Annotated in this window: 15 protein-coding genes; 13 read left to right on the forward strand and 2 right to left on the reverse strand. The window is 51.4% G+C overall.

The features are described from left to right. Positions 1–45: 45 nt before the first annotated feature. The 11 genes from CPA45_RS17920 to fhuF all read left to right on the forward strand — a co-directional run bounded on the left by CPA45_RS17920 (position 46) and on the right by fhuF (position 12,722). Positions 46–957: an ABC transporter substrate-binding protein gene (locus tag CPA45_RS17920; protein ID WP_096653889.1), complete on the forward strand. Its 912-nt coding sequence runs from the start codon at positions 46–48 to the stop codon at positions 955–957. 304 nt (positions 958–1,261) lie between these two features. After that, entirely contained in the window at positions 1,262–1,792 is a 531-nt protein-coding gene (locus CPA45_RS17925) for a sigma-70 family RNA polymerase sigma factor (protein ID WP_096653891.1), read from the forward strand. 3 nt (positions 1,793–1,795) lie between these two features. Continuing rightward, positions 1,796–2,791, forward strand: coding sequence for a FecR domain-containing protein (locus CPA45_RS17930; protein WP_208858552.1), 996 nt, complete (start codon positions 1,796–1,798; stop codon positions 2,789–2,791). Positions 2,792–2,864: 73 nt separating this feature from the next. Then, entirely contained in the window at positions 2,865–5,288 is a 2,424-nt protein-coding gene (locus tag CPA45_RS17935; protein ID WP_096653893.1) for a TonB-dependent siderophore receptor, read from the forward strand. Positions 5,289–5,392: 104 nt separating this feature from the next. Further along, a complete protein-coding gene (locus CPA45_RS17940; protein ID WP_165771580.1) occupies positions 5,393–6,262 on the forward strand; it encodes an ABC transporter substrate-binding protein in 870 nt (289 codons plus the stop codon). 196 nt (positions 6,263–6,458) lie between these two features. Continuing rightward, positions 6,459–6,674: a hypothetical protein gene (locus CPA45_RS17945; RefSeq protein WP_078086559.1), complete on the forward strand. Its 216-nt coding sequence runs from the start codon at positions 6,459–6,461 to the stop codon at positions 6,672–6,674. Between the two features lie 125 nt (positions 6,675–6,799). Then, positions 6,800–7,324: a sigma-70 family RNA polymerase sigma factor gene (locus CPA45_RS17950; RefSeq protein ID WP_096653897.1), complete on the forward strand. Its 525-nt coding sequence runs from the start codon at positions 6,800–6,802 to the stop codon at positions 7,322–7,324. A 13-nt stretch (positions 7,325–7,337) separates the two neighbouring features. Further along, a complete protein-coding gene (locus tag CPA45_RS17955; RefSeq protein ID WP_096653899.1) occupies positions 7,338–8,351 on the forward strand; it encodes a FecR domain-containing protein in 1,014 nt (337 codons plus the stop codon). A 102-nt stretch (positions 8,352–8,453) separates the two neighbouring features. Next, on the forward strand, positions 8,454–10,910 hold the full coding sequence (locus tag CPA45_RS17960; RefSeq protein WP_244287652.1) for a TonB-dependent siderophore receptor: 2,457 nt from the start codon (positions 8,454–8,456) through the stop codon (positions 10,908–10,910). Positions 10,911–11,020: 110 nt separating this feature from the next. Then, the gene (locus tag CPA45_RS17965) at positions 11,021–11,923 is read left to right on the forward strand and encodes an ABC transporter substrate-binding protein (protein WP_096653901.1); all 903 of its coding nucleotides are present in this window, start codon (positions 11,021–11,023) and stop codon (positions 11,921–11,923) included. A gap of 7 nt (positions 11,924–11,930) precedes the next feature. Then, on the forward strand, positions 11,931–12,722 hold the full coding sequence (gene fhuF / locus CPA45_RS17970; protein ID WP_096653903.1) for a siderophore-iron reductase FhuF: 792 nt from the start codon (positions 11,931–11,933) through the stop codon (positions 12,720–12,722). Here fhuF and ltaE read toward each other — a convergent pair. Further along, positions 12,709–13,716, reverse strand: coding sequence for a low-specificity L-threonine aldolase (gene ltaE, locus CPA45_RS17975; protein ID WP_096653905.1), 1,008 nt, complete (start codon positions 13,714–13,716; stop codon positions 12,709–12,711). The two genes, fhuF and ltaE, sit on opposite strands and share 14 nt — an antisense overlap. 137 nt (positions 13,717–13,853) lie before the next feature. On the opposite strand from ltaE, the gene CPA45_RS17980 reads away from it, so the two are divergent. Together CPA45_RS17980 and speG are read left to right on the forward strand one after the other, a co-directional pair. Next, positions 13,854–14,327: an FAD-dependent oxidoreductase gene (locus tag CPA45_RS17980; RefSeq protein ID WP_096653907.1), complete on the forward strand. Its 474-nt coding sequence runs from the start codon at positions 13,854–13,856 to the stop codon at positions 14,325–14,327. Between the two features lie 146 nt (positions 14,328–14,473). Then, positions 14,474–15,037 (forward strand): spermidine N1-acetyltransferase, encoded by a 564-nt coding sequence (gene speG, locus CPA45_RS17985; protein ID WP_096653909.1) that lies wholly within the window; start codon positions 14,474–14,476, stop codon positions 15,035–15,037. A gap of 94 nt (positions 15,038–15,131) precedes the next feature. Here the strand turns inward: speG and CPA45_RS23200 are convergent, their stop codons facing one another. Next, the gene (locus CPA45_RS23200) at positions 15,132–15,254 is read right to left on the reverse strand and encodes a hypothetical protein (protein WP_279628821.1); all 123 of its coding nucleotides are present in this window, start codon (positions 15,252–15,254) and stop codon (positions 15,132–15,134) included. Positions 15,255–15,341 lie beyond the last annotated feature (87 nt).

A 15,341-nucleotide genomic window follows, 5' to 3' on the forward strand; every position in this document is an offset into this window, starting at 1 on the left:
ATATAAAGACTTCAGTTGATTTACTAAGATCAAGCAAGGATTGTTATGCTCTGTTTCTCTATCGTCCGTATGCTGCTATTTCGCTGCATGGTAACGATGATCCCAATTGCATGTCTGGTACTCTCGACACCTAGCTTAGCAATTAACGCCAGTGACATTCCTTCCATTGCTTCTCTTGATTATCGTGTCACTGAAACATTGCTATCGATGGGCATAGTGCCTAGGGCCGTTATAGATCCGAACACCCCATACTCCACGCTAGAAGGGGCGCCACAGGCCATTAACCTCGGAACCATTATACAGCCCAATCTTGAACTGCTTGATCAAGTCTCACCCGAACTGGTTCTGACATCGCCAGAATTCATACATATGGTTCCTCGACTGTCAGGTGTTGCCACGGTGAAAAAACTAACTCCATATAGCTCAGAAATAGAAGCAAATAGCTGGCAACGAATGATGTTATTCACAAGAGAGGTGGGAGATGCCATTGGTTCTAAGGATCTCGCGGAAATCATGATTCAGAAAACCGAGTCGGATTTCCAAACATTGAGAAGTAGGGTAGCTAGCGAACAAATATCGCCTCTACTGGTTGTTCGCTTGATGGATCATAAACATGCCCGGGTGTTTGGTAATAACAGTCTATTTCAAGGTTCTCTTGATCAACTGGGACTATTAAATGCCTGGGAAGACTCCGGGAATTACTTTGGAGTCACCATGGTTAGTATTGACTCTTTAGCTGATATCAATGCTCGTCTAGTGATATTAGAAAGTCCTTACGCTACCAGCCCCAGTCGCGAACAATTCGCCGTAAGTGGCATGTGGCAACATTTGCCCATGATAAAACGTGGTGATTTTATCTTCCTGCCGTCAACCTTTAACCATTTCGGCTCTCTCCCCTCAGCCCTCCGCTTCGCCGAAGCCCTAGTTGAAGCACTGGAAACGCCCTCTGAACCCTAACGCCACCTGTTTTCCCGCCGGGGGTTGTTACTGCTAATACGTATATTGTGATGAACGCTATCACTTGTTGGCTGTACAAGCTTTGGGCCTTTTTGGCTGCCTCACAGCCCACGTCGCGGTTATTACGAACCTGAAACGAGCCTTCAGATCGAAGTGAAAGTCTCATCCAGCCATTGGCTCTATCTGGCACAACTTTCCAGATACATAAGCTCACAAATAGATGGCAAGGGCTTGTATCCTCCTGGGTCACCCAATATGATGGCAATAATTATCATTTGCATGTTGTTGAGGCCAGAAGGTAACCATGTCGTCTGGGAATTACCCACTGCGCGAGCAGGTACATACCCTCTATTCCGACCATCACCGCTGGCTGCTTGGCTGGCTGCGTGGTCGTTTGGGCTGTTCGCAGCAGGCGGCGGATTTTGCTCAGGATACCTTTGTGCGCATTCTGGGGCGCAGCGATGCCGAACGCCAGGTTGAGGCTATCCGCGAGCCACGCAGTTTTCTGGCGACCATTGCCAACCGGGTTATGATTGATCATTTCCGCCGTCATGCGTTGGAAAAAGCTTATTGGGAGAGTCTGGCCCATCAGCCGGAACCGGTTGCCATTTCGCCAGAAGAGCAGGCCATCATGCTGGAAACCCTGCTCGAACTGGATGCCATGCTCAGCGGCCTGGGTAGCAAAGTACGGCGTGCTTTCTTGTTATCGCAGTTACAAGGTATGCGCTACGCGGATATTGCCCAGGAGCTGGGGGTATCGCTCAGCTCGGTCAAAAAATATATGGCCAAGGCCACCGAGTCCTGTTTGCTCTATGCACTGGAAACGGAGCTGTAATCTTTGGCTTCCACAGCCCCTCATGAACTGAACCAGTCTCGGCGGGAGGCGCTACAAGCGGCTGCACAATGGTATGCGCGCCTGTGTTCGGAAGAAGCAGGGCCAGCCGACGAGCAGGCTCTGCAGCAGTGGCTAAGTAGCGACCCAATGCATCAATGGGCTTGGCAGCGGGTAGACCAACTGCAGGCCCGGATTGGTCGAGTGCCGGGCCATCTGGCACTAAACACACTGGAGCGTGCCGAGCAGCACTTCAGTCTGAGCCGTCGTAGTGTGCTGAGAGGTTTGGTACTGATGCTTGGCACGGGGACTCTGGGCGTAGCCGCCTATCGCCACGCCCCGGTTGAGCTTTGGCTGGCGGATCACCACACCGCCACTGGCGAGATCAAACAGCTAACGCTGGACGATGGCACCACCCTGATACTCAACACCGCCTCAGCCGTGGATATCCACTTTAACGCCAACGAGCGCTTGGTGATATTGCGCGAAGGCGAAATCATGGTGACCACCGCCAGTGATAGTGCCGAAAGCCCGAGACCTTTTATTGTGCAAACGCCGCAGGGCAGGGTGCGTGCCCAGGGTACTCGGTTCTCGGTGCGGATGCTGGAAGGGGAAACCCAAGTTGCGGTGTTCGAGCACAGCGTGGCAGTGACCACTCGCACGGGGTCTCAAAACCAGTGCTTTGCCGGCCAGCAGCTAACCTTTACCGCCGACACGGCTTCCCCAGCAACAAGCCTGTCACCCACCGAGGACGCCTGGACGCGCCAGATGTTGGTGGTGCAAAACATGCGTCTGGATGCATTTCTTGCCGAACTGGGCCGCTACCGCACGGGTGTTTTACGCTGCGCCCCCAGTGTGGCCCATTACCGTATTACTGGCGCTTTTAGGGTAGATGATACCGACCAGGCACTGCATGCGCTGAGTAAATCCTTCCCAGTATCGGTCAATTTCCGTACGCGTTATTGGGTGACGGTGGATGAAAAAAATAATTTTCGCCAATGACGGTACCTTTTGGTTTCCCGTTCGACCTACTGGTTAAAGAGGCATTTTTTTGTTGCTAACCAGAGGGGAACCCATGCACAACACGAGGTTTAAAAAAACACGGCTCGCCCAAGCGATTGGTGGTGCAGTGCTGTGTACAACGCTATCACTACCCAGCGCTCTGCTGCCACTGACCGCCCACGCCCAGCAACAGTCTCAACAACAGCTTCAGCAACGAGCCGAGCAAAGTGCGCAGCATTTTGAAGTGCCCGCCGGTGACCTGGGTAATGCCCTCAGCCGCTTCGCCGCCGATTCCGGCGTGGTCATCTACTTTGATGCCAGCCTAACCCAGGGTAAGCAAACCCGTGGGCTATCCGGTGATTACAATGTCGAAGGTGGGTTAAGGGCACTGCTCAGCGGGAGTGGTTTGTCTTTGGTTAAGGAAGCCGATGGTAGTTTTCGGTTGGTAGAGCAGCCTGCGGATGTTGACTTGCCGCTGGTAAGAGTAGAAGCCAATTGGATGCAGGAGACGGCCTACGGGCCAGTGCAGGGTATCGCCGCCGCCCGAAGTGCGACCGGCACCAAGACCGATACACCGATCATCGAGACCCCACAATCTATCTCGGTAGTGAGCAGTGAAGAGTTTAAAAACTATGGAGCTCGTAACTTCAATGAGGCCTTAGCCTATACTCCCGGCGTATCAAGGCAGGAAGGGGCTGACCGTACCACGGAATCACTCAGAATCCGCGGATTCACCGTTGATAGATCTTATCGTGACGGCAGTAAATACCAAGCGAATCTTTATGATGGTCAACAGGAGCTTTATGGTCTGGAACGACTGGAAGTCTTAAAGGGCCCATCCTCTATTCTTTATGGCGTGGCCTCTCCTGGTGGTATGCTCAATGCTGTGAGTAAACGCCCTACCAGAGAGCCCCTGCGCGAGGTAAATATTGAGGCGGGCAGTTTTGATCGTCGCCAGATCTCTGCTGATTTCTCCGATGCTCTGGATGAGGATGGTGTTTGGTCATACCGCCTAACTATGCTACACCGGGATAGCGATACGTTTATCGACCATGTGCCGGACGATCGCACCTATATTGCCCCAGCATTGAAATGGCAACCAAACGAGAGCACCTCGCTCACTCTGCTGAGCGAGTATCAGCGCGATCAAACGGCCTATGTTTATGGCCTACCCACCAACGGCACTATTCTTCCTAACCAGAATGGTCAAATTCCCCGCGAGCGATTTACTGGAGAGCCCGGTTATGATGAGTATGATAACGAGCGCTACTCGATCGGCTACTTGTTTGAGCACGATCTCTCTAACAGCCTCCACCTCCGCCATAGCCTGCGGACATTCCAAGCCGACCGGACTTACGATTCTATAAATATGGGACAGAGTAGCGACCAGCGAACCTATACAAGGATCGCTCAAGATCGACGCGATGCGTCATCGGGCTTGACCTCAGATACCTCCTTGCAATACGACTGGGAGGCTGGTAATACCACCAACACCAGCTTGATCGGAATAGACTACATACGACAACGCCACGAAACCGAGCGCTACAACCGCACAGCGCCACCGCTTGACCTCTTTGATCCTGTTTACGGCAGTGGAGATTTCGGCGAACCGGTGCCTTTTGCATGGTCATCCAAGCAACGCAGCGAGCAGGTTGGCTTGTATGCTCAAAACCAGATGAAAATCGCCGATAAATGGGTTCTCTTGCTGGGAGGGCGTCAGGACTGGACTGAGACTGAGACTTCACCCTATTTCGGCCCCACCGAGTGGACCCGCAGTACGAACAATGCCTTTACCGGGCGTGTCGGGGGTGTCTATCTTGCCGATAACGGTTTGGCGCCTTTTCTCAGCTATAGCCAGTCGTTTGAACCCACCAGTGGCACTGACCGTAATGGCAACCGGTTTGATCCCACGCGAGGAGAGCAATATGAACTGGGCGTTCGCTACCAGCCAGAAGGGTGGGATACCATGCTCACCGCCACCGCTTATGAGCTAACACAGGAAAACGTCAGTGTCACCGATCCGGTAGACACCAGCTTTCAGACACAGATAGGAGAAGTGCGTTCACGTGGGGTCGAATTGGAAGCGAAGACGGCTATAGGCCCCAACGCCAATCTTGTCGCAGCCTACGCCTACACTGATGCGCGTACAACGAAAAGCAGCCCCGTCACACCAGCCCAAGAGGGTAAGAGAGCGGCTAATACACCCTATAATCAGTTCTCTTTATGGGGCGACTATCGCTTTGGCGATTTCGGTCTACCAGGACTAAAGGTAGGAGGTGGAGTTCGCTACGTAGGCCCCACCCGGGCGACCTGGATCGAGGGAGAAGTACCTGCATTTACGCTTATCGATACGCGCGTGAGTTATGAAACCGGTCCCTGGGTCTATGCACTGAATGCGACCAACCTTACGGATAAAACCTATATCGAGTCCTGCACCTATGACTGCTTCTATGGCGAACCTAGAAGTATTATAGGCTCAGTTAGTTATCAGTGGTAATGCTGTTATCAGTAGGAACAATGACAGGCGGATCTACCGTCTGTCATTGCTTTATAAAAGCCGGAATAGAAAATATATTTATGATCTATATGGGGAGATTGTTATTGTCTGTCCTCAGAGCGGTTCTTCCCGTATTACTGTCACTTTTACCGCTATTTGCTTCACTCTCTAACGCTGAAGAGTCAAAAAAGCTGGTCACTTTTGACTATGCCATTGCAGATACTCTTTCTGCTTTGCGGCAGCCTCCTTTAGCGATGGCGGGCTTGGCACAATATAGGAGCTTCTACCGAGAACCCTTACTGCCTGACGCTCGAGAACTCGGAAATAGGTTTCAGCCCAATTTTGAATACCTGGCGTCGTTGGAGCCTGATGCCATTCTAATATCGCCACCGGCTCACTTGAACTTAGAAGGTAAACTTTCCCGTATTGCTGATGTAATAAAAATCCAGCTATTTGGAGAAAGCTTAAATATTTGGCAGAACCTTGAGCAATTGACTAGAGAAGTAGGGGGGCTAAGTGATCAGCAACAGCAGGCCGAAGCATTAATTGATTCTGTAGAGGCCAGAATGTCAGCAATCGCGGCACAAATTGAAAGGCCTGGTAAACCTCTATTTGTCGCAGAAATTTTAGACGACCGTCATCTGCGACTCTATGGGGCTGGGAGCCTGGAAGATATGGTTCTCACTCGGCTTGGCTTGGAGAATGCTTGGCAAGGGCCTACTAACGAATGGGGCTTCAGTATATTAACTCTCTCAGAGGCATTTCAATTAGAGGGAAGGTTTATCCTACTCCATCCGGCTTACTCTCAGTACCTCACTGATTCAGCCTTGCCAACGTCGGGGCTATGGCAACATTGGTTGAATGATACTCCGGTCAGTATAGAAGCAAATTATTGGCCATGGGGAGGGTTCTCCTCCGCCCTGCGCTTCGCTGAGTCCCTAGTTGAGGCACTGGAAACGCCCACGGAGCGCTAACGCCACCTATTTCCCGCAGGAGCCTGAGACTGCAAATACGCTTGCTGTGATGAGTATTGCCACTGGTCGACGGAGCCTGCCTTAGGCGCTCGCTTGCATCTTTTATGATATGTTATTACGTTGCATTTTTATCTGTTTCTGCCTAGCGCCTTACCCTTGTGGCCTCCCCCTTGTGGATTGTTCTGTAGGAGTCAATATGTCCGACTTTATTCCCAGCACCTATGACGAATGGCACCATTGCATTACCGAGATTTGCGGTATTCCGCTGACTGAAGCTTACATTCGCAAGCGCATCGACGCTTTAAATAATCACAGGGACTACATGACAACCCGTTTTGTCGAGTTGTACGGTGAATCTCAGCGTCAGCAAACCCTGGCCTGGTTTGAACAAGCCCTGAGCGAAGTGGCCTAAGGGTTGATAATTCGATACTGCTAATACGTTTGTAATGATAAGTATTATCATTTATTGTTTGCGCCTTGTGCTGCTCACTTGTGCTTTCGGGGGCAGTTGGCACAAGCAAACGATGGCAAGGGGCGATGGTATCGATAAAGCAACGGGATAGGCGCGAGGGTCCTTTCGACGCGCTCTATCATAATCATCACAGTTGGCTGCGGCGCTGGTTGAGCGCCAAGCTGGGCTGTTCCCATACCGCTGCGGATCTCGCTCACGATACCTACCTACGCATACTGGCGCGGGGCACTACGCCAGCGCCGGATCAGTCACGGCGTTTTTTAACCCAGATCGCCAAGGGGTTAGTGATCGATCACTACCGCCGTCGGCGTATTGAAGCTGCCTATCTGGAAACCTTAAGCCTGCTACCTGAGCCCGAGGCGCCATCGCCAGAGGAGCGGGCGCTTGCCATTGAAGCGCTGGTCGAGATTGATGTGCTTCTGCATCGGTTACCCGATAAGCCTCGCCGGGCGTTCCTAATGTGTCGTCTTGATGGCCTGAGTTACCCGGAAATTGCCAAATCACTGGGTGTTTCGGTCTCCTCAGTGGAGAAGTACATCGCCAAGGCGCTACTGGTGTGTCACCAGGCAATGGGCGAATCTAAACCATAAGTGAGCCGATGCAATGAGTCCCTCGTCCGCCAATACTTCTCGAGAGAGCTCTTCTCAAGAGCGCACTTCTCCAGACACCATCCCCCCGGCTGCTCTGGAGCAGGCTAGCCTGTGGATGGCTCGGCTATGGAGCGATGACGCCACTGATGCCCAACGCAAGGCTTGCCTGCAATGGCGGCAAGCAGCACCGGAGCATGAGAGTGCTTGGCAGCAGTTGCAGGCCATCGACAGTCGACTTGGGGCATTACCGCGCCATGCGGCGCGTAGTGAGTTATTCGAGGCCTCCCCACAGGTTTCTCGGCGTCATTTGTTGCAGTGGGGCGGCGTTGCTCTGTTAGTGAGCAGCCTGGGATTTGGGCTGCCGCGTACGCCCCAATGGCAACGCCAATTCGCCGACTACTCTACCGGCATTGGCGAGATACGTAATGTGACACTGAGCGACGGCACTCAACTCCGCCTGGATACTGATACCGCCATCGACATAAGTTTCGATGACCATCAACGGCGACTCCATCTGCTGCGCGGTGGGGTGCTGATTACCACTGCCACAACAGCGGATGCCCGCGCATTCAGCGTGATGACCAGAGAAGGGCTTTCTTATCCAATCGGCACTCGCTTCAGTGTACAACAACAAGCAGATAGCACCCGCGTAGCGGTGTACAAGGGGCGAGTAGCCCTGGAACGGCGGGGAAGCTCAGACAAGATGATGCTCAATGCGGGGCAGCAAGCCGCGATGAGCAATGCGGGGATGTCGCCAACCGAGCCATTAGACCCTACCGAACTAGCCCGCTTTCAAGGGCGGCTGGTGGCTGAGGGGATGCGGGTGATCGAGGTTCTTGATACCTTGGCACTCTATCGGCATGGGGTGGTGCGTTGCGCGCCTGAGGTGGCCAACCGGCGGGTAAGCGGTGTGTTCTCCCTCGAAGATACCGATCGTGCCCTGGCCAGCCTTGCCGATGCTTTGGCGCTGGAGCTGGTTTACCGCACGCCACTATGGGTGACCCTGGAGCCGCGGGGTGATAGCTAGCTTTTAAAGCAAAAAAATTAACAAAAATATTGAGGGATTCTCGTTCTCGTTCGGAAGAGAAGATGTAGACATAAAAACATGCATCACTCAACGGGGATCTTCATGACGACGCAGCAAGCGCACTCTCGTTTTATCCGTACGCCTCTGGCGCGAGCCATTAAATACGGTCTGCTGGCCAGCTGCCTGGCAGGCGGATTGCTGCCCGCTATGGCGCTTGCCCAACAAGCAACTGGGCAGGGCAGCACCACTCAGCAAAGCTACTCCATCGAAGCAGGGCGGCTCGATACGGCCCTTAATCGTTTTGCGGTGAGAGCGGGAATCGAGATCGCTTTTGATGCGTCATTGACCAGCGGTAAACATACCGCTGGCCTGCAGGGGCAGTACAGTGTTGATGAAGGATTGCAGCGCTTGCTGGCGGGTACTGGGCTTGTGCCAGTACGCCGTGTTGATGGTAGTTATCGGTTGGATATCATTGATAGTCAAGTTGACCAGAGTCTGGAAACAGTCTCCGTCTACGGCACTCTGCCTGCCCGCTATGAAGCCCGCTACGCTGACTCTTCGATGCGTCTTCCCAAAGATATTATTGATGTGCCGCGTACGATTGACGTCATCCCAGAACAATTTCTGTTAGACCAACAGGCCCGTGAAATGGCCGATGCCTTTCGCCTATCACCCAATGTGGTCGTGGCTGATGGCTATGGTGGCACTCGTGAGCAGGCACTGATTCGCGGTTTCAGCCGCAACGATAATTTTTATCGAAACGGAGTGCCTTTTAGTCATGAAAGCCGTATTGATCCGGCAACTATCGATAACATTCAACTCATCAAAGGGCCCGTTGCAGATATCGGTCGTATGTCGCCAGGTGGTATTGTCAACATAGAGACCAAGCAGCCGCAGTTCCAGCGAGAGCATGCCATCTCGACAACCTTCGATGAGCACGGCCAACGCCGCGGAACGGTCGACCTCACCGGCCCAGTCGGTAACAGTCAAAACCTAGCCTACCGTATCACAGGTTCTCTGGAGGACAGCGAAACATTTCGCGACACCTCTGTCGATAGGAAATTTCTATCTTCTGCACTGCTCTGGCACAGTGATTCTGGCGCACGCGTAGGCTTCAACCATGAATATTCCCAGGATCGTCGAGAAATAGACAGGGGCTTAATTACGGTACCGCTGGGGAATTCACAACGCCGACTAGCTGATGTTCCTTTTGATACTCGCTTTGATGGAAATATCCCTAATGAACGCGACAACCAATATTACCTAGCTGAGCTTGATGTGGTCATTCCATTAGCAGATCCAGCTTGGGAGATCGATAATAAGTTTTTCTATTCTAGAGAAACTAGTGAGGATCTTCGTGCCGAAGTCATCTCTGTGGGCGCGGATAGAGAGACATTATCCAGGCGTGTCGGTGCCAACCTGGACGGCGTGCGGACATACAAGTTTGCCCGCTCTCAGATAATTGGTGAAATCGATACGGCTATACCTATACGAGTAGCAACGGGGGTTGAATATCGAGAGTTCAGCCATGAATGGCGCAATTTAAGCGGTAATCCTCAAATCGGAGGTACTGTCTCATCGCCTAACTCTTTTTCTCTTATTAATGATCTTGATTCACCTAGCAGTGACCAATTCTTTGATGTCAGCCAAAAATCACATGGCATATTTTCGTCTACCGAGTTCTCGCTTACAGAAACAGTAACGCTTGACCTTGGACTTAGATATGAAATATCCGAGAACAGCTATCATAATGACAACTTGCTGTCAGGGGCGGCAACGGACATTGACTCGGGTAGCAGCAGTAAGCTGACAAAAGGTCTCGGACTGGTTTGGGAAACCACGCCGGGATTGAATCTATACCTCAGCTACGCAGAAACCTTCGAGCCTCAAAATATATATGTAGGAAATCAAGAGGTATTCGAACAGGATCCTAGAGAAGGTCGGCAGGTTGAAGCAGGTGTGAAGTGGAGTTCTGCCGATAACCGCTACTTTATTACCGGCGCGATTTTTGACCTTCGCGAAGACAATGTGGTGGAAACCATTAACGGGGAACCGGTGCCAACCGGCGGCATTACCTCTAGGGGAGCAGAGCTCTCCTTAGCTGCTAACCCAGTAGATGGCTTCAATCTGCGTGGTGCCATTGGCTTGCTTGATGCTGAGGTTGTCAGCGATAACGAAGTAACGCATGGAAACCGACCACGCAATGTACCTAAGGCTACTGCTAGCCTTTGGGCGAGCTACGAATTCCAGAACCCAGAAAGTGCGCTTCGGGGGCTAGGTGTTGGAAGTGGCATTACCTATTCCAGCAATCGCTATGGCGATAATGGCCACGTTAACAACCTTGGTGAGACCCTCCGTAGCTATGAGCTTGGTGACTATACCGTTGTTGATGCAGGGCTCTGGTACTACCTACCTGTTGGTAGCGGCGACCGCTTGCGTTTTGACCTGGGGGTCAAAAATGTGACCGATGAGAAGTATATAGTTGCCTCCGGTGGTGATACTCGAATTAACGTAGGCGACCCCAGAACATTCTATAGCGGCATCCGCTTTGAGTTTTGATTGAACCCGCGACACGCTCAAAAATTAGCGCACAAAAATAAAGGAAAGGGGGAAGGCCTCTTTCCTTTTGGTATCAATATTCACCGCCGGTTTATTCAAAAGTGATTATCATGCTGTGTTCCACTATTCCCACTAGGCTGTTATGTAATAGTGTCGTGGTGATGGCTGCCATTGTGGCTTTAACGCTGCCTATTAAAAGTCTAGCGTCTTCTAATGCCTCATCCATTGCCGCGCTTGATATACGCATCGTCGAAACACTATTGGCGATGAATGTAACGCCTATAGCACTCACGGAGTCGAAAACTCAAACTTTCCCTGCCACCATGTTGTCGGATGCCACTGAACTTGGCCTGCTCTTCCAGCCCAATCTGGAGCTACTTAGCCTACTTTCACCACGGCAGATTTTGATATCGCCAAATTTGACTCAAATTACTGATAGGTTGTCTGGCATCGCCACGACGGTGAGCCTAACACCCTATGACAACGAAATAAGGACAGCCCCCTGGCACCGACTAACCGATTTTACCCGGCAGTTAGGTAAACACATCGGTGAGAAGAGCTCCGCAGAAACCTTGATACGCGAAAGCGAGCATCACCTCCAGGCATTGAAGAAGAGGCTCCCTGATAACCAACCCCCTCTTTTAATTATTCGTCTGATGGATCATCACCATGCTCGGGTCTTTGGTAGCAACAGCATGTTTCAAAGTGCCCTAGATCAATTGGAACTGGTTAATGCTTGGCAAGGGCAGAGTAATCAATTGGGTTTTACGACCGTCAGCCTTGACGCTTTGATAGATATAGACGCCCGCTTAGTAGTCTTAGAAAGCCCATTCGCTAATAGCCCCGTTCGTGGACAGTTTTTCGCGCAAGGTATTTGGGAGCACATGCGCAGCTTGCAACGCGGTGATGAGATCTATCTTCCAGCTAATTTTATTCATTTCGGGGCTCTCCCTTCTGCCCTAAGCTTCGCCGACCTGCTGGTCGAGGCTCTCGACGCTCGCAGCGAGCATTGATGACATTATGATCGAATTATTGACACCCATCTTTCGAGGCGAGTGGGCCCACTATGGGGAAGGCCTGATCTGTAAGGAGGCGTCGGGGAATAGCACCTACCTGATAGCCGACCTGCTCAATGAGCCAGAGAAAGTCGAGGACATTCTGTTAAGGCGTGCTCGCTTTTATGGTGTTGATGACCTGCGCCCAGTGGCATCGATCTGGTTACTAAAATACGTCACTCTTCTCATTCCTCCTGTCGCCGTCGCTGCAACGGTGCTACAGCATGGATTCCCCGTCAGGCCGCAGGATATATCGGTAATATTGGATGACGATGCAACGCCAGTTACCTTCGTCATTCCCCAGCTCGGCGAAAGTATTGCTGGCCTCGGCACCCAGCAGCGTTATGCCCCTCTGCTCAAGGAGCATCTGCAACCGTTGATTGCCTATCTCTTCTCTTGCTCTGGAGTGCCGTCCAAAATTTTGTGGGGGAATGTTTCGCGGCGCTTAGAGACGATACTTACTCTTGCTCAACGAATAGAGACACTTTCTCCCGGCACTACCCAACGGGTTACCATAGATAAAGAGTTCCTGTTGGAGCGCCGCACCTGGCCCGAAAATGAACGCAATCCGATGTTCGGCTCTAAGCGGCAAACGACGCGGGTGACAGAGAGTGGAGAAGTGCCGGTACAGCTTCATCGGCACTGCTGCCTTGATTATCTCTTGCCAGAAGGGAGTTACTGCGGGCTATGCCCTCTGTCGCCCGAGTTTCGCAGGCGAAAAAAACGAGTACCTTCAACAAAACTTAATGCCGACTAAAGTAAGTCTCCATAACCGCAATCACTTTATCGATATCCGCATCGTTAATATCACGGTGAACCACAAAGCGCGTGGCGTAGAGTAGCTCAATCAAAATGCCATGCTCTTCTAACCATGCAGAAAGCGGCTGAATATGTGCATCGGGGAAGTGGGCAAACACCATATTGGTTGCCAGGGAGGTAATCTCGACCCCAGGCAGCTTCGCTAAGCCTTCTGCCAAGCGTTCAGCGCGTCGGTGGTCGTCGGCTAAGTCGGCGATATGGTGATCTAAAGCATACTGGCAGGCGGCGGCAATAATGCCGGATTGGCGCATGCCACCACCGACCATTTTACGCCAGCGGCGAGCGCGGTCGATAAGCGCTTGAGATCCCACCAGTGCTGAGCCTATAGGTGCCCCCATACCTTTTGAAAAACACAGCGAAACGCTATCAAACGGCAGGCAGAGTTGCCTAAGCGAGGTATCCGTGGCAACTGCCGCATTGAACAGTCGAGCACCATCTAGGTGGGTTGCCAAGCCTCGCTCGCGGGCTAGTTCGGTGGCTTTTAATACGTAGTCTGCAGGCAGTACTTTGCCACCAATGGTGTTTTCCAACGACAGCAGCTTAGTACGCGCAAAGTGAAAATCATCGGCTTTAATAGCTGCACTTATTTTCTCCAGCGGCAGCGTGCCGTCGGCGGCATTTTCAATCGGCTGTGGTTGAATGCTACCCAGTACCGCAGCACCCCCTCCTTCATATTTGTAGGTATGCGCTGACTGCCCAACAATGTACTCATCGCCCCGCTCACAGTGGGCCATTAATCCTACTAAGTTACTTTGCGTGCCACTAGGGAATAGCAATGCCGCTTCTTTACCTGCCAGCTCGGCCAAATTTGCTTGAAATGAATCAACCGTAGGGTCATCGCCCCAAACGTCATCGCCAACTGGTGCTGCCATCATGGCATCCAGCATGGCGGGAGTAGGGCGGGTCACCGTGTCACTGCGTAAATCAATCATGTGGAGCTCCTTGTCTTAGATTGTCTGTGCAGATGGTTTGTGTAGGGGCACCCAATTGAGTCGCTTAGTCGAGCAAGTTGCCAGGAACCTTCTATGGTTAACAGCATACTGCAAGTCTCCCCAGCATAGGCAACACGATGGACCTAAAAAGTGGCTACCCCTTTTGGGCGGTAAAAAACGGCCTGTTGAAAACTTTTCCTCAGCTGACTCGCGACCATCAAAGCGAGGTAGTGGTGATTGGTGGCGGAATTACCGGTGCGCTGATTGCTGATGAGTTGAGCCGCCATGGCCACCATGTGGTGGTACTTGAGCGCCGTGATGCACGGGTAGAAGAGAAAGCCGAAGGGTTGGCACGTAAGGTCGAGGAACTTTTGCCTAAGCTGGATATCAACCTAACGTTCTCTTGGGGCGGCACCTTTGCTGAAACCGACGATGGCCTGCCTTTTTTTGGCCCCCACGAAGAGCATGGCCCACGGGTACAGTTCGCCATGGCTTATGGCGGTAATGGCATCAGCTATAGCATGATTGGTGCAAAACTATTAAGGGAGCTTATAGAGGGTCGAGAGCATCCCTTAGCGGCGTTATTTTCGTTCCAACGTCTGAAATTATAGCTGTGTAAAATATTTTACCGAATTGGTTTTAAAAGGTTTTTTTTAAAGGGTTGGTTTTTAAAAAAATGGTTTTTACTGAGCTGTTTTTTTCTGGTTTTATTTTTGAAAGGTTAGCTGGCCGCGAGTATTTATAAGGATAGCAGGCGATGAGTCACAAACTTTATTTGCGTGCACTAGAGCGTAATGACTTACGCTTTGTACATGAGCTTAATAATAACCAGAGTATTATGTCGTACTGGTTTGAAGAGCCTTACGAGTCATTTGATGAGCTGGAGGAGCTCTATAACAAACACATTCATGATAATGCTGAGCGCCGCTTTGTCGCTGAAGATAGCAGTGGTAACGCCATTGGCTTGGTAGAGCTGATTGAGATTGACTACATTCACCGCAGCGGTGAGTTCCAAATCATCATTACGCCTGAACATCAAGGCAAAGGGTTTGCGCGCTCATTAATACAACAAGCACTGCATTACTCGTTCACGATCTTAAACCTTCATAAGGTATATCTTATCGTTGCGGTAGAAAACGTCAAAGCGATTCATCTTTACGAAGAGAGTGGTTTTGTTGAAGAGGGACATCTGGTACAGGAATTCTTTATTAATGGTAAATACCGCGATGTAAAACGAATGTATATCTTGCAAGATACTTACTTGGCCGCGCTTAGCGCGGGGAAAAGCAACTTGCTTGAGGGAGATTCGTTTAGACCCTAGCTGTAAATACTGCATCGGCTCCCGAGTGGTACCTAGAATATTGAAGTGCAACTAGCGAGGCGATGCAGTAAAAATTTCTAACTGCTATTGGTGCTTACTGCTGGCACATATAAGCGGCAACAGCATCAAACGCTGCGCGCTGCAGTTGGGCACTTGTCTTCCAAACTTCCATTACATCTACTTCTACCGCTTGGCCTTGGTTGACTGAGTGTTGCATGGCGAGCACTCCTTAATTCAGGGGTTAGAGGTATTTTAGTTATACACGGCTTGTGTTGTGCTATGCAGCAAGTTAGCTGTAATGTCA

Origin of the sequence: Vreelandella nigrificans, from assembly GCF_002374315.1 — a bacterium.
GTDB lineage: Bacteria > Pseudomonadota > Gammaproteobacteria > Pseudomonadales > Halomonadaceae > Vreelandella > Vreelandella nigrificans.